This is a genomic window from Chryseobacterium suipulveris, from assembly GCF_022811685.1.
GTDB classification, from domain to species: Bacteria; Bacteroidota; Bacteroidia; order Flavobacteriales; family Weeksellaceae; genus Kaistella; species Kaistella suipulveris.
The window spans coordinates 2,284,159-2,308,099 of sequence record NZ_CP094532.1 but is presented as its reverse complement, the minus strand read 5'-3'; the positions used below and the strand labels follow the sequence as shown (position 1 = coordinate 2,308,099).

The window sequence follows — 23,941 nt, the reverse complement described above, 5'->3', positions numbered from 1 at the left end:
TTCACTCGCAGAAATTCACTTGCGAAAATTCACCACGAAGCAAATTCTGGTTTCATTATTCGCTTTCCTCTATTTTCCTCAGTTCAGCTAAATTCTTGCCGAGCCGTTTGAGGATGATTCCGTATGCGATTCGGTAATAAATCCAGATTAATGCAACGCAAAGAACCATCGTTACAATAATCCCAACTGTAAACCCAATCATGGTCGGATTCGTGAGCTGAATATTCTGGTCCGATAAAACCGAGAACGTAAAGTAGGTCAGAATTCCCATAAACAGGAAGATCATAAAGATATTCGCAAAAATAAACAGGTTGACTGTTTTTTTGAATTTGATGATTTGCAGAATCAGTTTTTTAAGGTTTGATTCCACATTGATTCTCTTGTAGTTTTGCCAAAACAAAACAACGAAAACGCCCGTCAGAAGCAAGCTGATCACTTTCAATACAAAGTAAAGATGGGCATAGTCGGCTTCGAGTTGGTTGGTGTTTTGTACTCCGAGTTTACTTAGAATATTCATGAAACTGTCTGAATCATCACCCAGGAAAACATAGTAGGAATTCATTGCCAGAATCACCAGAAACTCCGCAATGCTGATCCACAGGATATATTTCACGTAATTCCGCGACGATTTGTTCAGCATCTGCTCAATTTGTGCGCCGTCATATTTTGGCTGAACCTCCTGTTCCTGCCAAGTTTTCTTCAAATTATCTAAATCAAATTCAGGCATGTTTTTCCATCAGTTCTTTTAAGGTTTTTTTCAGTCGGTTCATTTTCACGCGGGCGTTCACTTCCGTAATCCCGAGGTTTTCCGCAATATCGCGGTACGGCAGATCGTCAAGATACATCGTCACAATAGCTCTTTCGACATTTGGGAGCATTTTGATCACTTTATAGAGTGTCGAGATTTGCTGCTGTTTTTCTTCGTCATCCTCCAAAAAATCTTTGTAGTGAAAATCCTGTAACTCGTCTGTTTGTGGGGATTTTGTTTTCTTTCGGAACAGCGTAATCGCGGTATTCAGCGCAACTCGGTACATCCAGGTCGAAATCTTGCTCTGTCCTTTAAATGTGTCGTAGGAACGCCAAAGCTGTAACACAATCTCCTGGAAAAGATCTTCCTCGTCTTCTCTGGAGTTGGTGTAAAGCCGGGAAACCTTGATAATCAAACCTTGATTATCGCGGATCAATTGGGCAAACTCTTTCTCTTTTGCGTTCAAAACTTTCATTTTTACGGAAGCGAATTTAAGAATTTTTGTTTCAAGTTTCAGGTTTTCAAGTCCCAAGTTTTAATGCACATCTTGAAACATGAAACATGAAACTTGAAACTTTTCCTATCTTTGCCCCATGATTCTACGCGGAGAAAATTTGATTAAGGAATACGGCCCCAAGAAAGTGGTAAAAGGTGTTTCGGTGGAGGTTTCACAGGGCGAGATTGTCGGACTTCTTGGTCCGAACGGTGCGGGAAAAACGACCTCGTTCTACATGATTGTAGGTTTGGTGAAGCCCACTTCCGGGAAGATTTTTCTTGATAATAAAGACATTACTTCCGATGCGATGTATCACCGTGCACAGAAGGGAATCGGTTATTTGGCGCAGGAAGCTTCCGTTTTCCGAAAACTTTCCGTGGAAGATAATATTCTCGGGGTGTTGCAGCTCACCAATCTTTCGAAGCGCGAACAGCAGATGAAATGCGATGAACTGATCGAGGAGTTTTCTTTGCAGCATGTTCGAAAAAACCGTGGCGACCTTCTTTCCGGTGGCGAAAGAAGAAGAACGGAAATCGCGCGCTGTCTTGCAACAAGTCCAAACTTTATTTTGCTTGATGAACCTTTTGCGGGAGTTGACCCGATTGCGGTAGAAGACATCCAGAAAATTGTGCGAAGCTTGGTCGATAAGAATATCGGCATCCTGATTACCGACCACAATGTGCAGCAAACTTTGGCGATTACGCATAAAACCTACATTATGTTTGAGGGAAGAATCCTGAAAGAGGGACTTCCTGCAGATTTGGCGAAAGATCCGCAGGTTCGCGAAGCGTATCTCGGCGAAAATTTCGTGTACCAGGATATTCTTAACAAGCCGAAAAAGAAATCTTTTGTCTATAATATTTGGGCAGGAAATTTCGATTCCAAAAGTCAGTTTCAAAGTTTTGTGGATGAAAAATTTTCCGGTGAAGACAATCTCCGTTTGTTTTACGGATTTGAGGACATCAGTTTCGCCTCGCTTTCCAACTCTGAAATCGAGCATATCTTTGCCAATGTTGTTGACAAGAATGCAAACAATGCATTTCTTTTCCAAAAGAAGGAAATCAATTCCACTTATTCCATCGAACAGGCGGAATCGGACGGGAAAGTCGCAAGCAAACCCGAACTGCATTTTCTGACCAGTTACCGTTTTGATGCTTAAAAGCTTCCCAACGATTCCCCATCAATTCCCCTTCTCTGAAGGGGTGGATTTGCCTGCGGCGAAGACGGGGTAGTTTTGAATTTATCTTATTCAAGTAGATACTTGAATTTTGGGGATTTCTTTTATAGCAGTTTGCAGAAAGCAGAAAGCAAAAAGCAAAAAGCAGAAAGCCGATTGCCGAAAGCTTCAACAATGGTCACATTTTTGCTAAATTAGAGAATTGAAAGTTTTTTCAATTCCCAAAACTATGGCGAAACCTTTCAACAGAACCATTACGCTTTACCACATTTACCAGCAGCTGATTCCGTTCATCAAACCTTACCGATTGATGATCTATGGAACTTTGGCGCTCACTTTTTTGGGTGCGTTAATGGCGCAGGTTAATCCACTCGTGCTGAAATATACGGTAGATGAGGTTACGGAACTCACCAAACTTCCGCATCCGATGCAGGAAGGAATCCACGTGTTAATCGTAATTTCTGCCATTTTATTGGGAAAAGAACTGTTGAATATCTTCATCAACTTCGGTCAGAAATTCTACGGTGAAAAAATACGGATCAATGTAAGTTCCGTTTTGGCACAATCGGCGATCGACAAGATTTTGACTTACAGAGTCGCCTACTTTAATGATGAGAACCACGAATCAGGTAAGCTGCAAATCCGTATTGACAGAGGGATTGAAAGTTTAACCCGTCTCGTTCAGAATTTCTTTATCGATATTCTTCCGCTGTTTTCCAATGCAATTATCGCTTTGGTCATTATGTATATGCAGAATGTGTATGTGGGTTTGGTTTCCACTTTTGTGGTGCCGATTTATTTTTACGTGAGTTCGCTCCAGGCAAAAAAACTTTCGGGAGTTCGGCGTACACTTAGAAATCAGCGAGAGCAGAAAACGTCGGGGTTGCTGAATCTCATTAATTCCATCATGGTAATTAAAAGTTTTATCAGAGAGAAATTTGAAGGAAAAAAACAATACGATCTCCAAATGCAACTGATGGAAAGTCAGATGTTTACAAGAAGAACCAACTTTATTTACGACGGACTGAAAACCTTTATCGAACAGTTTGGCGTGGTGCTCATTATTTTGCTCACCGTATATCTGGTTCTCGATCAGCAAATGACGATTGGTGCAATTATGCTCCATATTTTGCTTTTCAACAATGTTTCTGCGCCGATCCGTCAACTTCACCGAATTTATGACGACATGAACGATGCGATGATTTATGCGGAAGGATATTTCGATATTTTGAATGCCGACGAAGAAACCGAACCGAACGGAACTTTCATTGAAAAAGACATCCAGGGAAAATTTGAGTTAAGAAATGTGGATTTCACTTATCCGAACGGAACAAAAGCACTCCGCGATGTTTCAATGACCATTGAAAACGGAAAAACTACGGCACTCGTTGGTTTGAGCGGAGCAGGAAAATCGACGGTGATTAATCTTCTATGCAAATTTTACCTGCCCGATTCTGGCGAAATCCTATTGGATGGTGTGAATCTTAACGATTACGACAATACTTTTCTTCGCGACGATATTGGTTTGGTTTTGCAGAGAAACCATATTTTTCAGGGAAGTATTGAGGACAATATCCGCTATGGAAATATGAATGCCAGTTTCGAAGAGATCGAAGCTGCAGCGAAAAAGGCCTATCTTCACGACCAGATTCTCGACCTCCCCGAAAAATACAGACACGACGCGACACAGCTTTCAGGCGGTCAACAGCAGCGGATTGCAATTGCGCGGCTTTTCCTGAAAGATCCACCGATTATTTTCTTGGATGAACCAACTGCAAGTCTAGATGCGATTGCAACGGAACAGATCAAGAACTCGCTTGATGCAATCAAAGAAGGCAGAACCGTGATTATTATTTCTCACTCGCTTTCCCAGATTCTCGATTCCGACACGATTTATGTGATGAAGAAAGGCGAAGTTGTAGAAAAGGGTACCCACGACGAACTGATCAGTTTGAATGGAACATACCGAGAGATTTTCGACGCTTCCGCAAGGAGTCTGAATCTCGACAAACTGGTGAGCTCTTATCGCGAAAATTAAATTGCCGCGATTGTGCGAATGTCTTATTTTTGGATGGAATTTTTCAAACAAACGTAAACTGTTTTTTAGCATCGAAAAACTTAATCAAAACTGATTATTAATGAAAAAAATATTTTTAGGAATTATAGCGGTCACTGCATTGTTTTCCTGCAACAAGATTGAAGAAACGGTAAACCAGACCGTAACCACCGCAAAGGAAAAGGCGCAGGAGAAAGCCACCGAAATGGTGAAGGAAACGGTGAACGAACAGCTGAACAAAATTGTCAATGCCGAAACAATAGCGTTTGACAGCATATTCCCGAATTCCAGCAATCTTTTGCTTGAGAATGAAACGGGCAGAAAAGTAGCTTTTCCGAACGGGACGCCTTTCTATGTCTTTAAGTACAAAACTTCCGACAAGGATTTGCTTTTGAAAACTTTGGTGGAACAACCGACGACCAACGAAGCGCAATCTAAAAAGGAATTCGAAAAAATCGACGGTGCCACGATTGTGGAGAAGCTGACTTTTTTTGAAAGATTTCTTCCCGCAAATACGATCGACACAAGCTTTCTTGATGACATTAAAAACGATAAAAATATCGAATACTACAAAATCAAGCGTTTCCCAAATTCGAGTACGGTGATTTTTAATCCAAAAAATGGGATGGTTTACCAGTTTGTGGAAGTCAAGAAATAATTTGCAAAACGCTAAACCTCATAGGTTTTCAAAACCTATGAGGTTTCCTGAAGTTCCCAAAAACCAAACTATGACTCAGCTCATCGAAAAAACAATTTCCTTCGTCAAAGAAAAGCTGCACGGTGCGGAAGCGGGACACGACTGGTTTCACATCGAACGCGTGTGGAAACTTTCACGAAAGATTGCAGAAACTGAAAACTGTAATCAGGAAGTGGTGGAACTTTCTGCCTTGCTTCATGATATTGCAGATTCAAAATTCCATCATGGTGACGAAAATCTTGCCTTGAAAATTTCACGCGATTTCCTGGAAAGTCAAAATGTTTCCGAGGATATTATTCAGCAGGTTTTGTTTATCATTAAAAATATCTCGTTTAAAAACAGGGGAGAAGTTCCTGAAGAAATTCCCATCGAACTAAAAATCGTGCAGGATGCAGACCGAATCGACGCAATCGGAGCAATCGGAATTGCACGGACTTTCAATTTTGGTGGCTTTAAAAATAATCTGATGTACGACCCAAATCTTCCCCCGAAACTGAATATGACGAAGGAAGAATACAAGAAAAATGAAGGGACCACCATCAATCATTTTTATGAAAAACTCTTATTGCTAAAGGATTTGATGAATACGGCGAAAGGGAAGGAACTCGCGCAGGAACGCCATGATTTTATGCTGAAGTTCCTGGATGAGTTTTATAGGGAATGGAGGGTGGAGTGATTGTGTGGGAGAGTAGATGTCCCGATAGCTATCGGGATGGTGAGTTGGAGAAAATTTTCTGGTGAATTTCTTCGAGTGAATTTCTGACGAGTGAATTAGCTTCGCTTTTAATTTGTCTGTCCAACGCGAAACCCGAATCTCTAACCTTTTCGAGCGAAGTTTTTTCTCTATATTTGCGTATGTTTTACCTCTTTTTCCTGCTGTTTATCCTGCTTTGTCTTGCGCTGTTCTTCTCGGTGATTAGAACGGGAAGTTTCAGGACGATTGCGAAAGTATTCAGGATTGCAGTGGTGGTTATTTCTTCTGCCGTTTTTATCTACCTTTTTACGAAAAGAAGTTTAAGTTCCTTCAAAACAGATTCTTTGACGGTGCAGGTGATTAATCAGTTGCCGATGCCGCTTGATTTTTATTTGATAAAGGTTAATGACAGCTTGCCATCGGAAAATCAGTATCAGATCGAACATTTGGGCAAAATCCGAAGCAACTATTTCCGGATTGCGTATCTCGATATGAAAGCTTCCGACCAGTTTTGGCTGAGTGGATTTATGGGCAAGAAAAACCAGGTGTATTTTTCGCAACACGCGGTTCCCAACAAAAATGTCGACCAGATTATCGAGGTGAAAAACTACATTAACCAAAGCGCCAAACTTTCAGCAATTGCAAAGGAGCGCATCACCGATTCCAACCTCGAAAACGTGAAAGCTTCGGTTTGGATTACACTGGATCTTTTGCTTCTTTTCCTCAATCTTGCGTTACTCTTTAGAAAAAGCAAAACAAAAATCCCGAACTGATTTTGGGATTTTCTACTTATTTATTTTTCTTCTCTTTCAGCGCTTCCTTGTCTTTGTCGCTCGGATTCCAAACTTTTACTTCGGAGTCTTTAGTTAAGCCGGAAAGGATTTGAACATTGATTCCGTCGCTCGCGCCGAGTTTTACTTTTACTTTCTTGAATTTTCCGTCGGGTTGCTTCACTTCCACGAAAGGCGAATCCTGTCCGTTGACCTTTTCGTACTGAATGAGCGATTCCTCCAAAAGCATCGCGTTTTTCTGCGAACTCAGGATAATTTCGCCGTTGGCAGAAAATCCTGCTCTGATGTATTCGTCGGTTTTGTTGAAGACATCGCCCTCGATTGGGAATTTGATCGTGCCGTTTTCGTCCTTCCCTTTTGGTGCGATCATCGTGACTCTTCCCGGGAAAGATTTGTTTTGGAGCGCGCCAATCAGCACGTTCATATCCATTCCTTCTTTCAGTTTTCCAGCTTGTGCTTCGTCGATCGTTCCCTGAAAAATCAGTGAATTCAAATCGGCAATGGAGCAGATCGTGGTTCCTGCGTTAAAGGAGTTCGCTTCGATTACCTGGCTTCCAACTTTTACGGGAACTTCCAACACGGTTCCGTTGGCTTTGGAACGGATTTGCGTGGTCGCCAAACCAGCAAGCTCGGGAGTTGCGCCGGTTCTTGCGATCATCAGGTTTTTCTGCGCTGTTTGTAGCTGTTGTTGGGCGTTTCTGAGGATTTGCTGCGTATTCTGAAGTTGCTGTTGTGCCGAAAGATATTCCTGTTTCGAAATCACTCCCTGCGAATAAAGCCGCTGCTGCATCGCAAACTGTTTCTGCTGCGTATCGACATTGATTCTCGCATTGCCGATCTGCACATTTGCATTATTGATTTCCTGTTGTGCGGCATTCACGTTCTGAACGTTTGGAACGATGCGCAAAGTCGCCACCAGTTGACCAGCCGTAACTTTGTCGCCTTCAGTAACCAGAACCTTGTCGATGATTCCCGACATGTTCGGTTTGATTTCGATCTCTTCGCGCGGAACGATTTTTCCGGTCGCCATCACTTTGTCGTCCATCGTTCTGATGACGGGTTTTTTGGTCAGAAACGATTCGCTTTCCTTCGAGTTGGACTTAATCAGGTATCCAATCCCGGAAAACAGGGCAATCGCAAATATCAGTCCCAGAAATATGTACAACGCTTTTTTCCAGGTAAACTTCTTTTTCATAAATTTTATTTCTTTAATATTTTCTACAATTTATTATTGAATTGGTGTTTTATTTAACGGATGGTGCCACAAGATAATTCACCATTCACTGACAAAGTCAAATTCACCATTCACTTTTATCATTCGCTCCTCAACGCTTCAATCGGCCGAATCTTCACCGCTCGCTGCGCGGGAATCATTCCGATAATCAATCCCAGAACGACCATCACCGCCATTGCCGCAAAAACCTGTCCGTAGTTTACGGTGGGATTGTAAAACGGAAACGAGTCCTGATCTTTGGTAAAAAAGCTGATGACCATTAACAATAGAATTCCGAACATAAATCCCAACAGTCCCGAAGTGAGCGTGATGACCACACTTTCCAATAGAATCTGGTTTCGTACTTCTGATGGTTTTGCGCCTAAAGCACGTCGGATTCCGATTTCTTTGGTTCTTTCTTTTACGGTAATTAAAAGGATGTTCGAGATCGCAATCACTCCCGCCAAAATGGTCAGTGTTCCCACGATGATGGTTAAAAGCTGCATCCCCGTCAAAAATCCCGTGAGTTTTCCGAATTCTCTGCCAAGGTTGAAACTTCCGAAAGCATTGGTGTCTTCAGGTGAAATGCGATACTTTTCTTTGAGGGTGGATTTGGCGTTTTCTTCCACCACATTTAAGTCTGCATCGGGTTTACTCACGATGGCGAAAAATCCGACTTTGTCGCCGTCATTGTACATTTTCGTGTAGGTCGAAAGTGGGATGAATACGGTTTTGTCATTATTCATTCCGCCTCCTCCCTGTTTTACTTTAAAGACACCGATGACGTTAAAGAATATTCCTTTGATGTTAAAGGATTTCCCGATCGGGTCTTCATTTTTTTTGGCGTCGAAAAAGTTCTTGTAAATCTCCTCGCCAATCACCGCAACGTTTTTATTTCCCGAAACATCGGCGTCATTAATGTATCTTCCGTAGATCAGTTTCTTCTCCGAAATCTTGTTGCCAATCGGGTAATCACCAGTCAAAGTATATGATGCGGTTTTTCCGTTTCGCGACATTTGTTCTGGTGGACTGCCGAAATTTCCCCTTGAATTTTGTGGCGAGATATAGTCGATTTGCGGAATTTTCTTTTCCAATAAATCAATGTCGGAAAGCCGGATTTCTGTTTTTCTTCCCTTCGGAAAACCGTCATAAGGAATCGTGGTATTCTGTGCCCACATAAAAATAGAGTTCGTAGCGAATCCCGAAAACAGTTTGTTGAAGCCGTTTTCCATTCCCTTTGCCGCACCGAGCAAACTCACAAAGAGGAACATTCCCCAACCAACCCCAATCATGGTGAGGAAGGTGCGGAGCTTGTTATTCTTTAAAGAATGGTAAATCTCCTGCCACGTGTCGAGTTTGAAGATGATGTTCATAGAGATTTGGGGTTTGAGGTTTGAGGTTTGAAGTTTCGGGTTAAGAGATACGAGATACGAGATACGAGATACGAGTTTCGAGTTTCGAGTTTCGAGTTTCAGGTTTCAGGTTTACTCACAATTTTTTTATTTTTTTTTGAGTTCGTGAATGCTTCGCATTTCAGGTTTCAGGTTTCGAGTTGATATGCTTTCTATTTTTTGTTCTTCTTTTCTTTTTTAATGTTTCACAATCGGAATTTCTGCAATTATTTGTTATTGGATAAAGTTTGACTCACTCACACTTATACTCACCAACACTCCAACTCTCCGACTCACCCGCTCATCATTCCGCTCTCAACGCCTCGATCGGCTTAATTTTGCTGGCTTTGTAGGCGGGAACAAATCCTGCGATGAGCCCCGAAATTACCAAGCTGAAGAATGCGGCGATGATTAATCCCCAACCGACACTCGGCTCCTTGATGAAATATTTTTCTAAACTTTCTCCAATTAAATTTAAAGTCAAAACTCCCAATGCAACACCGATCAATCCTGAGATTACGGTGATGACTATACTTTCCTGCATAATCAGCGCGACGATGCTTTTCGGTTTTGCGCCGATAGCTTTACGGACGCCGATTTCCTGGGTTCTTTCCTTCACGATATATACCATGATGTTGCTGATCCCGATGATTCCTGCCAATAAAGTTCCCATCCCGATAAAGCCCACGATCAGCGTGATGACGAAAAGGAACAGGAAGGAATCTTTCAATCCTTCAGCACGGTTGTTTACATAAACTGCATTTTCATCGTCGGGAGAAACGCTTTTTCTGGTCTTGATTTCTTTTTTCAGTCGGTCGCTGTATTTGATCGCGTCTTCGGGTTTCAGATTCTCGTTGTAGGCGATGAAAACGGTGCTTACAGTGTCCGAACTTTTCTTCATTTGCTGTAAGGTTGTGATGGGAATGCTGATCATTCTTTCATCCCAATCTCCGCCGTCGTCGGAAAAAACACCGATTACTTTAAAAATACTGCCGTTGATTTCAACATCTTTTCCGACAGGATCGCCGTTTTTGATGAGGTCGCGCTGAACCATTCTTCCGATTACGGCTACATTTGCTCTTCGGTCGAGATCGCCGGGTGATATAAATCTTCCGTTCAGGAGTTTGCGGTTTTCGATTTTTACCTCGTCCTGGTTTGCGCCGCTGATTTGATAATTTCCGCTTTCCTTGCCGTATTTTACCATTAAGCTGGTAGATAATCTCGGAGTGGAATACTGCACCTTTTCCGTATCGGAGTTGATGATGGCGTCGTAATCCTTGTTGTTGAGGGTAACTTCTCGATCCGACTGCAATCCGTTGTACGCAATCGTCGTTTTACCTGTGGAAATGGTGATGAGGTTTTGTGCATCCCTTGTAAATCCTTCGGAGAAAGCATTCTGCAAACCTTTACCAATTCCGAAAAGTACGATGAAAATATAGAGACCGAGCGCTACGGTAAAACCAGAGAGCACCGTCCGAAGAATATTACTCCGGATCGAACTGAAAATTTCCTGCCATCGGTCGAGATCAAACATAACTTAGAAAGAGTCAAGAAACAAGTAAAAAGAGCCATGTTTAATGGATTAATACTGCTGAAATTGACTCGGATTTATTTTGATATTTTACTATTTGCTTGTATTTTGATATTGGCTCCTGGTTCTTGGTTCTTGGCTCTTTTCCCTTTTCCCTTGGCTCTTTTTCACGCCAATACTCTTTGTTCAATTACCTGGTCGCTTTCGATGATTCCGTCTTTCAGGACCACATTTCTTTTGGTTTCTGCGGCGACATCCGGTTCGTGGGTGACGACGATGATCGTTTTGCCTTCACGGTTGATTTCCTGTAGGATTTTCATAATGTCGTAAGTGGTTTTGGAATCCAAAGCTCCTGTCGGTTCGTCGGCAAGAATAATTTTCGGGTTGGTTACCAAAGCTCTTGCGATCGCGACTCTCTGTTTTTGTCCACCGGAAAGTTCGTTTGGCAAATGATTCGCCCAATCTTTCAGCCCTACTTTTTCGAGGTATTCCAGCGCTTTCTCGTTGCGTTCTCTTCGGGAAACATTCTGATAGTAGAGTGGGAGCGCCACGTTTTCCAGCGCGGTTTTGTAGCCGATCAAATTAAACGACTGGAAGATGAAACCCAGAAATCTGCTTCGGTATTCCGCGGCTTTAACTTCGGAGAGGTGTTCGATTGGGATTCCGTCGAGTTCATAAGTTCCCGAGTCTTTCTCGTCTAAAATCCCGATGATATTGAGCAAGGTTGATTTTCCTGAACCGGAGCTTCCCATGATCGAGACAAATTCGCCTTCACCAATTTCAAGGTTGATGCCCTTCAAAACATGAAGTTTACTTTTTCCCGTGTCGTAGGATTTGTGGAGGTCCTTAATTACTAACATTAAGTGATTGCTGTTTATAAAAATTAGTATTTGAAAATATTTGATTGTTACAGTTAATCAAATTTTGTTTTAATTAAATGATTCGTTTAATTGATAATTACTATTAATACGGTATTTTACAAATATCGTTTAATGGTTTTTGCGATGATATGGCGTTATTTGCTTCCGAATTTCGGCAAACTTAATAGTGATGCATCTTCTGTGTGACTGTGGAAAACTTTTGGTGTTCAAAGTCAGAGATTTAATATTTGCGGCTTTCTTTATGAGGTTTCATTTTCTATTTTTGTGGTTCACACTTCCGGATTACGGTTCGGAAAAATGTGGATAAGGATTTATTTTAAAGATTTGATTATCAGTAAAATATATATCCGCAGCATTTTATCCACACCATCATTAATCATTAACATTGTAAACTTCTTAGTATGGGAATTTTTGACAAAAGGGTAAGTTATAAACCATTCGAATATCCGGAGGTGCTCCAGTTTGTGGACGCGATCAACAAGTCATTCTGGGTGCATTCTGAAATTGATTTCACTGCGGATGTTCAGGATTTTAAATCGCAGATGGAGCCGCACGAGCAGATCGCGGTGAAACACGCTCTTTTGGCAATCGCCCAAATCGAAGTTTCTGTAAAGACTTTCTGGGGGAACCTCTACAACCACATGCCGAAACCGGAACTGAACGGTTTGGGAGCAACTTTCGCGGAGTGTGAGTTCCGTCATTCTGAAGCGTACTCGCGTTTGCTGGAAGTTCTCGGTTACAACGACGAGTTCCTGAATGTAATCGAGATTCCCGCCATCAAGAAAAGAATCGACTTCTTGTCGAATGTGCTGAAACACGCCAATTCTACCACACCGAAAGAATATGTTTCCGCACTATTGCTGTTCTCGATCCTCATTGAAAACGTTTCCCTGTTTTCGCAGTTTGCGATCATCCTTTCTTTTACGAGGTTTAAAGGGTATATGAAAAACGTATCCAACATTATCGCGTGGACTTCTGTTGATGAGCAGATCCACGCCAATGCAGGGATTTATCTGATCAACAAAATCCGTGAAGAGCAGCCAGAATTGCTGACCGATTCCGACATTGAAGATATCTACACTTTGGTTGACCACTCGATTACGGTGGAAGAAGAAATCCTCGACTGGATTTTCGAACTTGGCGAAATCGACAATTTCACCAAGGAAGATTTGCTGAACTTTATGAAATACCGTGTCGATGACTCACTGAAGAAAATCGGTATGAAAACGCGCTACAACGTAACTCCTGAACAATACCGACCGATGATGTGGTTCGAGGAGGAGGTTTTCGCCAATTCGCTCGACGATTTCTTTGCGAAAAGACCTGTAGATTACACGAAACACGATAAGAGTATTACGGAGAATGATTTGTTTTAAGAGCTAGGTAAAAGAGCCAAGGAAAAAGAAACAAGAAACAAGGCAAAAGAACCAAGTTCTGTAGGGACAAATCGTGATTTGTCCATCGCTTCGCAGAAGCGATATAAAATCGATATTAATTGCGGAGCGCTGAAAGCGCGACAGCAATAGCACGCTGGAACGCACCGAAAAGACCTAACAGGTTTTCAAAACCTGTTAGGTCTTTAAAAAAGTCGGAGGAAGTACCGCACCTCCAAAAATAGCCCCGATTGCAGTGAAAATCCCGCAGCGACGACGAAGGAGGAGCGAGGAATTGCAACGGAAAGCGGGACTGGATTTGCAAAGAAGCGACAACCTTCTTGCTCCAAAGATATATTTCAGATGTCAGATTTCAGATGTCAGATTTCAGACCGGGGAACAGGATTTGGGATCTAAGAAAATAAGTTTATTAATTGTGAGACTGCTTCACTTTGCTCGCAATGACAAAAATACAGTTATGGAAGAACACAACGATATTTGGTGGCTCAACGAGGAGTCCGAGCAAATGCTGAACCGCGGCTACCTGCTGAAAGGGGAAACCGTGAAAGGCGCTATTGAAAGAATTACAACCGCCGCCGCGAAACGGCTGTACAAACCCGAGCTGCAACCCGCTTTCGAGGAGATGATTACGAAAGGATGGATTTCTTTTTCGTCGCCGGTTTGGGCAAATATGGGAACGCAGCGCGGTTTGCCGATTTCGTGCTTCAACGTGCATATTCCCGACAATATTGAGGGGATTACCCACAAATTGGGCGAAGTGATCATGCAGACGAAAATCGGGGGTGGAACGTCGGGGTATTTCGGCGAGCTTAGAAACCGTGGAACCGCGGTGACCGACAACGGGAAATCTTCGGGTGCAGTTTCCTTTATGAAACTCTACGACACCGCGATGGACGTGGTTTCGCAGGGAGGTGTTCGCCGAGGTGCTTTTGCGGCTTATCTGGATATTGATCACGGAGATATTGAGGAATTTCTTTCGATTAAAGATATTGGGAGTCCGATCCAGAACCTGTTTACGGGAGTCTGCGTTCCTGATTACTGGATGCAGGATATGATCGACGGCGATATCGACAAGCGGAAAATCTGGGCGCGAGTTTTGGAAAGCCGACAGCAGAAAGGTTTGCCGTATATCTTCTTCACCGACAACGTGAACCGAAACAAGCCGCAAGTTTACAAAGACAACGCGATGATGGTGAACGCGAGCAATCTGTGCTCAGAAATTATGCTGCCTTCGTCGAAAGATGAGAGTTTTATCTGCTGCCTTTCTTCGATGAACCTTGAACTTTATGACGAGTGGAAAGATACGAACGCGGTGAAGCTTGCCATTTATTTCTTGGACGCTGTTCTATCTGAATTCATCGAGAAAACGGAGGGGAATTATTATCTTCAAGGGGCGAGAAACTTCGCGATCCGTCACAGAGCGCTTGGTTTGGGAGTTTTAGGTTACCATTCTTACCTTCAGAAAAATATGATTTCTTTTGAAAGTTTTGAAGCGACGCAGTTCAATGCGCGTGCTTTCAGACAGATCAAGGAACAATCGATTCAGGCATCGCAGGAATTGGCCAATATTTATGGCGAACCCGAACTGATGAAAGGTTACGGAATGCGCAACACGACGGTGATGGCGATCGCGCCGACTACTTCATCGTCTGCAATTCTGGGGCAGACTTCGCCAGGAATTGAGCCGTTCGCTTCCAACTATTACAAAGCAGGTTTGGCGAAAGGAAACTTTATGAGAAAGAACAAGTACCTCGCAAAGCTTTTAGAAGAAAAGGGACTCGACAACGAGGAAACCTGGAGAGCTATTATGCTCAACCACGGTTCTGTACAGCATTTGACTGAACTGACCGATGAAGAAAAAGCGGTGTTTAAGACCTTCAAAGAAATTTCGCCGATGGAGATTATTTCTCAGGCAGCACAAAGACAACAATACATCGATCAGGCGCAGTCGCTGAACCTGCAGATCCCATCGACAATGCCTGTGAAAGATGTGAACTACCTCTATATCGAAGCTTGGAAGAAGGGAGTGAAAACGCTGTATTACCAAAGAAGTTCGTCGGTTTCCAAAGAAATGATGGTGAACTTTGTGACGTGCTCGAGTTGTGAGGCGTAATGCTTTACAGAAATAAGTTGTTGTAATAACGGGAGAAGTTGATAACTTATTAGTTTAGGAACGAGAAAAATTCATATGACCGTTTTACTATTGGTAAAACGGTTTTTTTTTTTTTTTTTTGATATACTTTAACAATATTAATTTAATGTTAAACATCTTTACGGTATATCAGGTGATTTTATGTAAAAGTTGCATAATATAGAAAGAATCTATATATTTGACGAAATCTTAATTTTTATTTTATGAAAAAACTATTACTGACTTGTATGATTGCTTTGGGAATCACCGCGAGTGCTCAAATCTCAGTGAATGAGGGGTTTGAGGGAACGACTACACCTGCTGGGTGGACTTACACCGGATTCTTACGTACTACTGTTACGGGGTATCCTTGTACCGGAACAGCTGCCATAAGAAAGAATCTTTACGGCACTACTACAAACATTACTGCGAATGCAGTGTACACCTCTGCAAATTCCAACGGAAATGAAATAGCGGTTTCTTTCAAATATTCTACCAGAGGATTCAGCACGACGTCTCCAAACGTGAGCGGCAATATGCGAGTAGAGTATTCTGCGGATGGTGGTACAACCTATAATTTGATTGGTAGCCAGGTTGAAATCAACACGCATTCTACATTATGTACTTCATTTTCCGGAACCATTGCTGCGGGTGCAGTGCCGACTGGATCTAACTTCAAGTTTAGGATAACAGGTAATAATACCAATGCTGCTGACTGGTATTTAACTATTGACGATGTAGTTTTATCCCAGGTTGCAACATGTTATGCACCTACAGGGCTTAATGCGACTTCGGTTACAAGCAATTCTGCAACAGTTAACTGGACAGCTTCTACCACGCCTCCTGCAAACGGGTATGACGTTTATTACAGTGATGTAAACACCGCTCCTACATCCGCTACGACACCAAGTTTTTCGGGAGTTACAGGATTATCTCAGAATCTTACTGGTTTGTTGAGTAACAAGATGTATTATGTTTGGGTAAGATCGGCATGTTCAAGCTCTGATATCAGCAGCTGGTCATCTTCTCCACTTACTTTCACAACGCTTTGTGGAGTAGCAACATTACCATACGCTCAGAATTTTGAAAGTGTGACACCTCCTGCAATACCTGCTTGTCACACCGTTCAGAATGCCGGAACCGGTAACAACTGGGTAACTTATACTTTAGCCAATCCAACATTCGGATTTTCAGCGGGCAAAACTTTGAGATATTCCTATAATACCACTAATGCCGCAAATGCCTGGTTTTATACACAGGGAATGAATCTAACCGCCGGAACCAAATACATGATCAGATTCAGAGTTGGTAGTTCGGATGTAGGTTACCAGGAAAAAATGAAGCTTGCAGCCGGAACCTCTCCTATAAATACAGCCATGACAGAAATTGCAGATTATGTGACTATTACACAAGCTGGATCTACACTTGAAACTGCGTATTTCACGCCAACTACTTCCGGAACTTATTATTTCGGATTTAATGCGCATTCCGACGCAGATATGGCGTATCTTTATCTTGACGATATAAGCATTGATGCTGCTCCGGCTTGTCTGATTCCGACAATTACCTCTGCGACTTCAACACAAACTGATGCAACTGTAATCTGGACTCCAGCAGCGGGATCAACACCGACAGGATATGATGTCTACTACAACACAACCGGAGTTGCTCCAACTGATACCACCGTTCCAAGCTTCGAAAATGTAAGCGGAACATCTCAGTTAATTTCAGGACTTACAGCAGGAACTAATTACTATGTTTGGTTGCGTGCAATCTGCTCCCCAACAGAAAAAAGTTCTTGGACCGATAGTACGCTATTTACAACTGAATGTCCTGCGGCTTATTCAGTTCCGTATTCTTTAAATTTTGAAGACGCTGCTGTTCCAAACCTTCCTAACTGTACCACAGCGACTTCTACAAGCGGTAACCCATGGAGAATCTATAACAACGGTGCTGCTAATTTACCGGGCAAATGGTTGGTGTATAATTATAGCACAACCAGTGCAGCAAACAGCTGGTTCTATACAGCTGGTATTAACCTGACAGGTGGTACGGAGTACAAGATTACCTACACGTACGTTGGTGGAGGATATACAGAGAAAATGAAAGTGTCTTATGGTAGTACTGCAACTGTTGCGGGAATGACAAATCTCTTGAATGATCATCCTAACATTACCGGAAACACTGCAACAACTGTAACGAAAACTTTTACACCGACAACTACAGGGGTTTATTATTTTGGTTTTAATGCATACTCTGATGCGGATCAGAATTATTTAGGAGTTGACAATATTACGATTGAAGTAGCAGCCATCATGGCAACCGATAATACTGCGAAAGCAAACGTAGCGATTTATCCGAACCCGTTCAAAGACCACCTGAATATTTCCGATACCAAAGGATTGAAAAACATTACGGTATCCGATATTTCAGGAAGACAGGTGAAATCAATGAAGCCGGCTGCAAGAATTGAACTTTCGGATCTGAAATCAGGAATGTATCTTGTAACACTTCATTATGAGGATGGATCAGTGAAATCGTTTAAAGCGATTAAGAACTAATCTACTTCGAAAGAATAAAAAAGAAGCGGCAGTTTTATACTGTCGCTTTTTTTATGGAATTTCTTTAATAAGATTGTTGAGGATTTCTTTAATCACATCCCTCCATTTCTACAATATAGTACCCTTTCTTCTTGATTTCGTCCTGTACTGAAGGTTTTGCTGATTCGATGTGGCAGAACCTGCTCTGTTCCGCACCGAAGTTTTCGTAGGGCTGGTTCTTGCTTTTCAGGTAATCTTTTGCGTAGCCGAAAATGGTTTGCTGATCGGTCATTTCTTCGGGTACGATGAGGTCGAAATGCATCGTTTCTCCATTTTGTTTTTTCACATAAGTGTCCCAAACTGCTGTTTTCATAAGATGGTATTTTGTGGTGTAAAGTTAGAAAATATAAATCGGATGTTTTTGTCCTTTTCTTGTTAATTTTTTTTAAAAGCGATTATTCTGTTTTTAATTAAAGTCGAAAAATCCGTATTTTTATGACGTGAACATTTAAGTTAAGAAACATGAAATTCGGACAAGTTGACGACCCCTCAAAAATCGATTTCTCCCTTCCTGAAGATCATCCGAGAACTGCGGAAATCCTCAAGAAATCTAAATCGAAGGGTTTGGAGATCAATATCGGTTGTGCAAAATGGAACAAGACCGACCTTAAAGGTTTTTATCCAAAAGGAACAAAGGATGAGCTCACCTATTACGCGACACAGTTCAACTCCATCGAGCTGAATGCGACTTTCTACGGGATGCCCTCTCCTGAACAGGTGCTGACTTGGAAAGAGAAGACTCCCGAGAATTTCAAGTTCTTCCCAAAAATTACCAACACTGTTTCGCACTACAGGAGGTTGCTGAATATTACGGACGTGGTTACACAGTTTGCAACCTCGGTGATGAACTTTGATGAAAAATTGGGAACGGTTTTCCTGCAGCTTCACGATAACTTCCAACCCAAAGATTTTGACCGAATCGACAAATTTGTGAAAGAATGGCCTAAAGAAATTCCTTTGGCGATCGAGCTTAGAAACGAAAAATGGTTTTCCGACAAGGAGGTTTTCGAGAAGGCGATGCAGCTTTTTGAAGAACACAGCATCACCAATATCATTGTAGATACCGCCGGACGAAGGGATATGCTCCACATGTGTTTGACGACTCCTGTTGCATTTGTGTGGGTGCAAATGCGGAAAGCGACTACACAAGGTTAGACGACTGGATCGAACGGATCAAAAAATGGAAAGCAGAAGGACTGGAAAAACTTGACTTCTTTGTCCACCAGAATATCGAGAAAGCTTCGCCGCTTCTTTCGGCTTATTTTATCGAGAGAATCAACAAGGAATTCGGGACAAATATCCATATTCCTATAATGGCGGACGTGAAGAATAAGTTCTGAAATAATCTTTTATTTGTTTTGTGAATCTTCATTATCGGTTTTACCGATAATCTTCATAGATGAAATAAAAGATAAAAAAGTCCTTTATTGCGCATTGTTCAATAATTTAGTGCTATTAAAAAAGAATGTTTTCTAAATCGTGTGAATACGGAATCAGGGCATCGATCTATATCGCGAAGCAGTCGCTGAAAGACAGGAAAGTCAGCCAGAAAGAAATCGCGAAATCAATTGATTCTCCCGAAGCGTTTACCGCCAAGATTCTGCAGAAATTGTCGAAGACGAACGTCATCCGTTCCATGAAAGGTCCGAATGGCGGCTTCTTTGTTGATGGTTCCGATTTGGAAAGGGTGAAGCTTTGGAACATCGTTTTCGCGCTTGATGGCAATAGTTTGCTGGAAGATTGCAGCTTGGGACTGCAGAAATGCAATGCTGAGAAACCTTGTCCGCTGCACCATAAATTTGTCGGCATTCGCGCAGAAATCCGTGAAGCTCTCGAGAAAACGACGCTTCGTGCATTGGCAGAAGACGTCGCTGTCGGAAGCTCTTATTTGAAAAGATAGTTTTTTTTACCATAATAAAGGATAAAAACATCCTCTAACTTTTACTTTATGAACAACTCATTATTTGGCGAGTCGGGAATTCAGATTACCCTCGTGCTGATTTTGCTGCCGATTTTGGCGGGTTTGGTGATTGCCATCATCAAAACCTATGGAAATTACAGGGAACTGAAAAGCCGACGCGAACTCCTGGAAATGCAGAAAAAGATCAAGTCGCTTTCTCCCGAAGAGGTTCAGCGGTATGAGCAGCGCCGAAAGGAAATGGAGTACCGGCTTCCCGAAAACGAACTTTCAGGGAATTTGCCGCCATCTGATGAAAAGGGAATTATCAGCAATGTCAATACGGTGGAGGAAATCCGGGTGATCCCACACAAAAGGGGAGGGATTCCGCAGCAGTATATTTCGCCACAGTCGGCAAAACTCATTCTTTATTTTCTGGGTTTTTCCGTTTTATGGCTGATCGTGGGAACTTCAGTGGGTGAATATCTGGGAATCAAGTTTGTCGCACCCGATGCGGATCATGTGAGCTGGCTCAGTTTCGGCAGACTTCGTCCCGTTCACACCAATCTCGTTTTTTGGGGATGGGCTTCCTTTGCGATGGTCGGTCTGTCTTATTATGTAATTCCGCGAGTAAGCAACGTCGATATTTTCAGTTTAAAATTAGGGTGGTACACTTTAATCCTGATGAACACCGCAGTTATTTTAGGTTCGCTGTCTTTGATGGCGGGAATCAATAATGCAGGAGGTGAATATAGAGAATACATTTGGCCGATCATGGCGCTTTTTGCAGCAGGAATCGGGATATCTTTATACAATTTCCTGAAAACCATCGCGATGCGCAAAACCAAGGAAATCTACGTTTCCAACTGGTATATCGTTTCAGCGGTGATGTATGTGATTGTAATTCTGCTCGTTGCCTATCTTCCGTTTTGGCAAGAAGGTTTGGCGGAAACCATTATCCAGGGTTATTATATGCACCAAGGAGTGGGAATGTGGTTCATGTTCCTTAGTCTCGGACTCATGTATTACTTTCTGCCACAGCAACTTAACAAACCGATTTATTCATACAGTTTAGGGATTTTAGCATTCTGGACACAAATTCTATTTTATACATTGATCGGAAGTCACCATTTTATTTTCAGCGCGATTCCTTGGTGGATGCAGACTGTAGCCATCGTAGCGAGCGTTGGAATGGTGATTCCTGTTGTTGCGGGTTCCACTAACTTCATCCTCACTTTCAATGGAGCTTGGTATCAGCTGAAATCGAGCTACACTTTGCCTTTTTATCTGATCGGGATTATTTTCTACTTCACGGGTTCGCTTCAGGGAACGGTGGAAGCATTCAGATTTACCAATTTAATTTGGCACTTCACCGACTTCACCGTGGCGCATTCGCACATGACGATGTACGGAATCATTACCTTCATGTTGTGGGCGTTTACGTACACGCTCGTTCCGCGACTTACTGGAAAGGAACCGCCGAAATTCTGGGTGGGAATTCATTTCTGGCTGGCTTTAATAGGTTTAATGATTTATATAATGTCGTTAATGATCGGCTCAACAGAAAAAGGGTTGCTTTGGATGGCGAAAAAACCATTCATCGAAAGTGTGGTGATGATGGCACCATACTGGTTATGGAGGGCGATTGGTGGAACGATGATGTGGATTTCGCACTTTGTTTTCGCCTACAATTTTTATAAAATGGTGAACAAAAAACAGGACGTGGTGATCCCGAGAACTCCCGCGGAAATTCTTGAAGCCAAGAAACAACTTCAGAACACCGAATTTATCCCAACCAAATAAAGACAAACATGGAATTCTATAATAATCATAAACTGCTTTTCTGGACCGCGTTGCTGTTTTTCCTGTTCCTCACGCTGAATATCGCGATTTTACCCGCCATTCAGAATCAGCAGGTTTACAAACCGCTTCCTGATGCAAAACCTTTAACCAAAGAACAGAAAGCCGGAAAAGCACTGTATGTGGAAAACGGCTGTATCGCCTGTCACACCCAACAAGTGAGAGGTATCGATATGGACAAACCCTTCGGAAACCGACCAAACCTTCCTGCAGATTATGCCATGAATGAAAGAATGGACGTATGGCAAAATACTGCAAATCTTTTAGGTTCCGAACGTACAGGTCCCGACTTGACGAATATCGGCGAAAGACAGCCAAGTATCGACTGGCATTTGCTGCACCTTTACCAACCGAGAGCAGTTGTGGAACAATCGGTGATGCCTGCTTATCCGTGGCTTTTTGTGGAAAAAGACTTTGTTGAAAAAGGCGATATCGAAGTAAAAGTTCCTGCCAAATTCCTAAGAAATAAGAATAAGAAAATCGTAGCCACAAAAGACGCGCTGAACCTCGTTGCCTATCTTCAGGCACTGAAACAGGTTAAACTTCCCGACGGAACTCCGACTCCAGAGTTTCTTTACAAGCAGAAGGAAAAGGCAGTTGCCGCAAGTGGAGGTGGAGATGCATTACCAGATGGAGGAGATATTTACAACGCCAACTGTGTCGCGTGTCACCAAGCAAACGGTGAAGGTTTGGCTGGAGCGTTCCCTCCTTTGAAAGGAAGTCCGATCGTTTTGGGTGAAGATTTGAAGCTATACGTCACCATCATTATGAAAGGTTACGACGCCCGACCAGAATATGCGACGATGACCGATGTGGGAACTGCAGCAAACTTTACTCCTGAAATGGTTGCCGCGCTCATCAACCACGAAAGAACGAGTTGGGGAAATCAGGGTAAAAAAGTGACCGCCGAAGAAGTGAAAAAAATAATGGACGAAATCAAATAAAAACTTATTATGAAAAACCTTAAATATATCATCGCCGTTATTTTCCTTTTTGTTGCGGAACTTGCTTTCGCCTGTGAAGCGTGTAAACAGCAGCAACCTCGGTTAACTCAGGGTTTCACACACGGAACAGGTCCCGACAGCAGATGGGATTGGCTCATTGTGGCGGTCATCGCTTTGATTACGGTTTATACCTTGATTTATTCGATAAAATATATCGTGAAGCCGGGCGAAAAAGACAAAAACCACATCAAGTACACTTTTTTAGAATAACCATTGTAGTTCCTTTACCTCAACCTCAACCAGTAATGCAATGACCAAAGATAAAACCTCAGTCCTTTTATTCATCGACGACGATCCCAAACCGATTGCCGAACTCGAGACGCCGATTGTTTTCGATTTCGACACCTCGAAGCTGGCCGACGGTGACCACGTGCTGAAAATCATCAGCAAATCCCCGAAAGGAAGGGAAGGAATCAGAAAGATCAAGTTCACGGTGAAAAACGGTCCCTCGATCAGTATCGAAGGATTAAAGGAAAATGATATTGTGGACGGCTCTTTTCCGCTGATGATCAATTCCTATGACAAAGACAGCCAGAAAAGCTTCGTGATCGAAGGAAGCGAAACGCCGCAGACAGTCCCTGTTTGGATGTGGGTGATCATCATCCTCATCGCAGCTTGGGGCGCCTATTACGGGATTACTTACTTTAACGGACATCCATATTAGTTTTCATTTTTTAATTGTGAAAACGGCTTCAGAACTGTTACTGAAGCCGTTTTCTTATTTTATTCGTAATGTCTCCTCAAAGAGTAGATCTTAACAATTTCGTCCTGAACTTAGTACACGATGCGGTGCAACATCTTCGGGTTTTACCCTTGTATATTCTCCTCTTTCATATTGAGCCCGACTTTCAGAAATCATTGAAAAAACTCTGGATTGTAAGGTTTTTCTTCTTTTTTTTCAATCTCAAACTTAATCTTTAATGCTTTGAGAAACGCCTTCAATGCATCCATCTGGGATTTATCGGTAATCTGAGCGGTGATATTTACAGTTTCCATTTTGAGATGATTTTCAGATTCAACAGTGCGGATTTTTGTTTGAAAATTTTAAGCCAAAAACTCGATCTGTTTGTCCTTGAAGCTGTTTTTGTCTACGATCTTGTTCATTGTTTTCAGCATTTTCTTTCTTAATGCCGCAATTTTTCTGATGTTTTTATCCGCGCTGTAGTCGAAGATATTGTCCTCAAACGAAAAGGTATCGCCCTTCTCGAAAGTGATGTTGTTCTTTTTCATTTCCTTCAGAAGCATCAGGTTTGTCATCGTTTCCAGCAGGTGATGTTCAGAAAATGCAAGGTTTTTCAATGATTTCAAAAGCTGTTTTTTATATTTTTTCTTAGCGCCCATAATTTTGTATGTTTAAATATTTTTTGCAATAGTAGGAAA

Annotated in this window: 21 protein-coding genes and 2 pseudogenes; 14 read left to right on the top strand and 9 right to left on the bottom strand. The window is 42.2% G+C overall.

Annotated elements, in window-relative coordinates:
• Positions 1-55: 55 nt before the first annotated feature.
• Positions 56-727, bottom strand: a complete 672-nt coding sequence (locus MTP09_RS10810) for a beta-carotene 15,15'-monooxygenase (RefSeq protein ID WP_243548416.1) — start codon at positions 725-727, stop codon at positions 56-58.
• Positions 720-1,214, bottom strand: coding sequence for an RNA polymerase sigma factor (locus MTP09_RS10805; protein WP_243551650.1), 495 nt, complete (start codon positions 1,212-1,214; stop codon positions 720-722). Before MTP09_RS10805 ends, MTP09_RS10810 begins: the two co-directional genes overlap by 8 nt.
• 127 nt (positions 1,215-1,341) lie before the next feature.
• On the opposite strand from MTP09_RS10805, the pseudogene lptB reads away from it, so the two are divergent.
• From lptB to MTP09_RS10780, 5 genes and pseudogenes are all read left to right on the top strand, one after another.
• Positions 1,342-2,067: pseudogene (gene lptB / locus MTP09_RS10800) on the top strand (LPS export ABC transporter ATP-binding protein); the annotation flags it as partial.
• A 664-nt stretch (positions 2,068-2,731) separates the two neighbouring features.
• A complete protein-coding gene (locus MTP09_RS10795) occupies positions 2,732-4,459 on the top strand; it encodes an ABC transporter ATP-binding protein (RefSeq protein ID WP_243551648.1) in 1,728 nt (575 codons plus the stop codon).
• A gap of 100 nt (positions 4,460-4,559) precedes the next feature.
• Positions 4,560-5,135 (top strand): hypothetical protein, encoded by a 576-nt coding sequence (locus MTP09_RS10790; protein WP_243548414.1) that lies wholly within the window; start codon positions 4,560-4,562, stop codon positions 5,133-5,135.
• A 70-nt stretch (positions 5,136-5,205) separates the two neighbouring features.
• On the top strand, positions 5,206-5,850 hold the full coding sequence (locus MTP09_RS10785; protein ID WP_243548413.1) for an HD domain-containing protein: 645 nt from the start codon (positions 5,206-5,208) through the stop codon (positions 5,848-5,850).
• Between the two features lie 179 nt (positions 5,851-6,029).
• Positions 6,030-6,641, top strand: coding sequence for a hypothetical protein (locus tag MTP09_RS10780; protein ID WP_243548412.1), 612 nt, complete (start codon positions 6,030-6,032; stop codon positions 6,639-6,641).
• Between the two features lie 16 nt (positions 6,642-6,657).
• On the opposite strand, the gene MTP09_RS10775 is transcribed toward MTP09_RS10780, so the two are convergent.
• From MTP09_RS10775 to MTP09_RS10760, 4 genes are all read right to left on the bottom strand, one after another.
• Positions 6,658-7,854: an efflux RND transporter periplasmic adaptor subunit gene (locus MTP09_RS10775; RefSeq protein ID WP_243548411.1), complete on the bottom strand. Its 1,197-nt coding sequence runs from the start codon at positions 7,852-7,854 to the stop codon at positions 6,658-6,660.
• A 119-nt stretch (positions 7,855-7,973) separates the two neighbouring features.
• Positions 7,974-9,245, bottom strand: a complete 1,272-nt coding sequence (locus MTP09_RS10770; protein WP_243548410.1) for an ABC transporter permease — start codon at positions 9,243-9,245, stop codon at positions 7,974-7,976.
• A gap of 322 nt (positions 9,246-9,567) precedes the next feature.
• Complete coding sequence (locus tag MTP09_RS10765; RefSeq protein ID WP_243548409.1) at positions 9,568-10,797, bottom strand: ABC transporter permease; 1,230 nt, start codon at positions 10,795-10,797, stop codon at positions 9,568-9,570.
• 164 nt (positions 10,798-10,961) lie between these two features.
• Positions 10,962-11,654: an ABC transporter ATP-binding protein gene (locus MTP09_RS10760; RefSeq protein ID WP_243548408.1), complete on the bottom strand. Its 693-nt coding sequence runs from the start codon at positions 11,652-11,654 to the stop codon at positions 10,962-10,964.
• Positions 11,655-12,076: 422 nt separating this feature from the next.
• Between MTP09_RS10760 and MTP09_RS10755 the strand changes: the two genes are divergently transcribed.
• The 3 genes from MTP09_RS10755 to MTP09_RS10745 all read left to right on the top strand — a co-directional run bounded on the left by MTP09_RS10755 (position 12,077) and on the right by MTP09_RS10745 (position 17,761).
• Positions 12,077-13,051 (top strand): ribonucleotide-diphosphate reductase subunit beta, encoded by a 975-nt coding sequence (locus MTP09_RS10755; protein WP_243548407.1) that lies wholly within the window; start codon positions 12,077-12,079, stop codon positions 13,049-13,051.
• A gap of 475 nt (positions 13,052-13,526) precedes the next feature.
• Positions 13,527-15,182 (top strand): ribonucleoside-diphosphate reductase subunit alpha, encoded by a 1,656-nt coding sequence (locus tag MTP09_RS10750; RefSeq protein WP_243548406.1) that lies wholly within the window; start codon positions 13,527-13,529, stop codon positions 15,180-15,182.
• Positions 15,183-15,424: 242 nt separating this feature from the next.
• On the top strand, positions 15,425-17,761 hold the full coding sequence (locus MTP09_RS10745) for a fibronectin type III domain-containing protein (protein WP_243548405.1): 2,337 nt from the start codon (positions 15,425-15,427) through the stop codon (positions 17,759-17,761).
• 88 nt (positions 17,762-17,849) lie between these two features.
• Here MTP09_RS10745 and MTP09_RS10740 read toward each other — a convergent pair whose 3' ends face one another.
• Entirely contained in the window at positions 17,850-18,113 is a 264-nt protein-coding gene (locus tag MTP09_RS10740; RefSeq protein WP_243548404.1) for a DUF2024 family protein, read from the bottom strand.
• A gap of 149 nt (positions 18,114-18,262) precedes the next feature.
• Here MTP09_RS10740 and MTP09_RS10735 point away from each other — a divergent pair.
• The 6 genes and pseudogenes from MTP09_RS10735 to MTP09_RS10710 all read left to right on the top strand — a co-directional run bounded on the left by MTP09_RS10735 (position 18,263) and on the right by MTP09_RS10710 (position 23,225).
• A pseudogene (locus MTP09_RS10735) lies at positions 18,263-19,140 on the top strand (DUF72 domain-containing protein).
• A 125-nt stretch (positions 19,141-19,265) separates the two neighbouring features.
• A complete protein-coding gene (locus tag MTP09_RS10730) occupies positions 19,266-19,700 on the top strand; it encodes an RrF2 family transcriptional regulator (protein ID WP_243548403.1) in 435 nt (144 codons plus the stop codon).
• A 48-nt stretch (positions 19,701-19,748) separates the two neighbouring features.
• Positions 19,749-21,500, top strand: coding sequence for a cbb3-type cytochrome c oxidase subunit I (locus MTP09_RS10725; RefSeq protein WP_243548402.1), 1,752 nt, complete (start codon positions 19,749-19,751; stop codon positions 21,498-21,500).
• A gap of 8 nt (positions 21,501-21,508) precedes the next feature.
• Positions 21,509-22,501 (top strand): cbb3-type cytochrome c oxidase subunit II, encoded by a 993-nt coding sequence (locus MTP09_RS10720; protein ID WP_243548401.1) that lies wholly within the window; start codon positions 21,509-21,511, stop codon positions 22,499-22,501.
• Between the two features lie 9 nt (positions 22,502-22,510).
• A complete protein-coding gene (locus tag MTP09_RS10715) occupies positions 22,511-22,771 on the top strand; it encodes a hypothetical protein (RefSeq protein WP_243548400.1) in 261 nt (86 codons plus the stop codon).
• A 40-nt stretch (positions 22,772-22,811) separates the two neighbouring features.
• Entirely contained in the window at positions 22,812-23,225 is a 414-nt protein-coding gene (locus tag MTP09_RS10710; RefSeq protein ID WP_243548399.1) for a cytochrome C, read from the top strand.
• Positions 23,226-23,416: 191 nt separating this feature from the next.
• Here MTP09_RS10710 and MTP09_RS10705 read toward each other — a convergent pair whose 3' ends face one another.
• On the bottom strand, positions 23,417-23,557 hold the full coding sequence (locus tag MTP09_RS10705) for a DUF2683 family protein (RefSeq protein WP_243548398.1): 141 nt from the start codon (positions 23,555-23,557) through the stop codon (positions 23,417-23,419).
• 48 nt (positions 23,558-23,605) lie between these two features.
• Positions 23,606-23,902 carry a hypothetical protein gene (locus tag MTP09_RS10700; protein WP_243548397.1) on the bottom strand — a complete coding sequence of 99 codons (297 nt, stop codon included), beginning with the start codon at positions 23,900-23,902 and terminating at the stop codon, positions 23,606-23,608.
• Between the last annotated feature and the right edge of the window lie 39 nt (positions 23,903-23,941).

What these genes read in the sequence shown, in the direction of transcription:
- MTP09_RS10775 (WP_243548411.1), bottom strand. Translation starts at nt 7,854, where the DNA reads ATGAAAAAGAAGTTTACCTGGAAAAAAGCGTTGTACATATTTCTGGGA.
- MTP09_RS10715 (WP_243548400.1), top strand. Translation starts at nt 22,511, where the DNA reads ATGAAAAACCTTAAATATATCATCGCCGTTATTTTCCTTTTTGTTGCG.
- MTP09_RS10770 (WP_243548410.1), bottom strand. Translation starts at nt 9,245, where the DNA reads ATGAACATCATCTTCAAACTCGACACGTGGCAGGAGATTTACCATTCT.
- MTP09_RS10785 (WP_243548413.1), top strand. Translation starts at nt 5,206, where the DNA reads ATGACTCAGCTCATCGAAAAAACAATTTCCTTCGTCAAAGAAAAGCTG.
- MTP09_RS10745 (WP_243548405.1), top strand. Translation starts at nt 15,425, where the DNA reads ATGAAAAAACTATTACTGACTTGTATGATTGCTTTGGGAATCACCGCG.
- MTP09_RS10750 (WP_243548406.1), top strand. Translation starts at nt 13,527, where the DNA reads ATGGAAGAACACAACGATATTTGGTGGCTCAACGAGGAGTCCGAGCAA.
- MTP09_RS10810 (WP_243548416.1), bottom strand. Translation starts at nt 727, where the DNA reads ATGCCTGAATTTGATTTAGATAATTTGAAGAAAACTTGGCAGGAACAG.
- MTP09_RS10730 (WP_243548403.1), top strand. Translation starts at nt 19,266, where the DNA reads ATGTTTTCTAAATCGTGTGAATACGGAATCAGGGCATCGATCTATATC.
- MTP09_RS10710 (WP_243548399.1), top strand. Translation starts at nt 22,812, where the DNA reads ATGACCAAAGATAAAACCTCAGTCCTTTTATTCATCGACGACGATCCC.
- MTP09_RS10725 (WP_243548402.1), top strand. Translation starts at nt 19,749, where the DNA reads ATGAACAACTCATTATTTGGCGAGTCGGGAATTCAGATTACCCTCGTG.
- MTP09_RS10790 (WP_243548414.1), top strand. Translation starts at nt 4,560, where the DNA reads ATGAAAAAAATATTTTTAGGAATTATAGCGGTCACTGCATTGTTTTCC.
- MTP09_RS10795 (WP_243551648.1), top strand. Translation starts at nt 2,732, where the DNA reads ATGATCTATGGAACTTTGGCGCTCACTTTTTTGGGTGCGTTAATGGCG.
- MTP09_RS10705 (WP_243548398.1), bottom strand. Translation starts at nt 23,557, where the DNA reads ATGGAAACTGTAAATATCACCGCTCAGATTACCGATAAATCCCAGATG.
- MTP09_RS10760 (WP_243548408.1), bottom strand. Translation starts at nt 11,654, where the DNA reads ATGTTAGTAATTAAGGACCTCCACAAATCCTACGACACGGGAAAAAGT.
- MTP09_RS10755 (WP_243548407.1), top strand. Translation starts at nt 12,077, where the DNA reads ATGGGAATTTTTGACAAAAGGGTAAGTTATAAACCATTCGAATATCCG.
- MTP09_RS10780 (WP_243548412.1), top strand. Translation starts at nt 6,030, where the DNA reads ATGTTTTACCTCTTTTTCCTGCTGTTTATCCTGCTTTGTCTTGCGCTG.
- MTP09_RS10700 (WP_243548397.1), bottom strand. Translation starts at nt 23,902, where the DNA reads ATGGGCGCTAAGAAAAAATATAAAAAACAGCTTTTGAAATCATTGAAA.
- MTP09_RS10720 (WP_243548401.1), top strand. Translation starts at nt 21,509, where the DNA reads ATGGAATTCTATAATAATCATAAACTGCTTTTCTGGACCGCGTTGCTG.
- MTP09_RS10765 (WP_243548409.1), bottom strand. Translation starts at nt 10,797, where the DNA reads ATGTTTGATCTCGACCGATGGCAGGAAATTTTCAGTTCGATCCGGAGT.
- MTP09_RS10740 (WP_243548404.1), bottom strand. Translation starts at nt 18,113, where the DNA reads ATGAAAACAGCAGTTTGGGACACTTATGTGAAAAAACAAAATGGAGAA.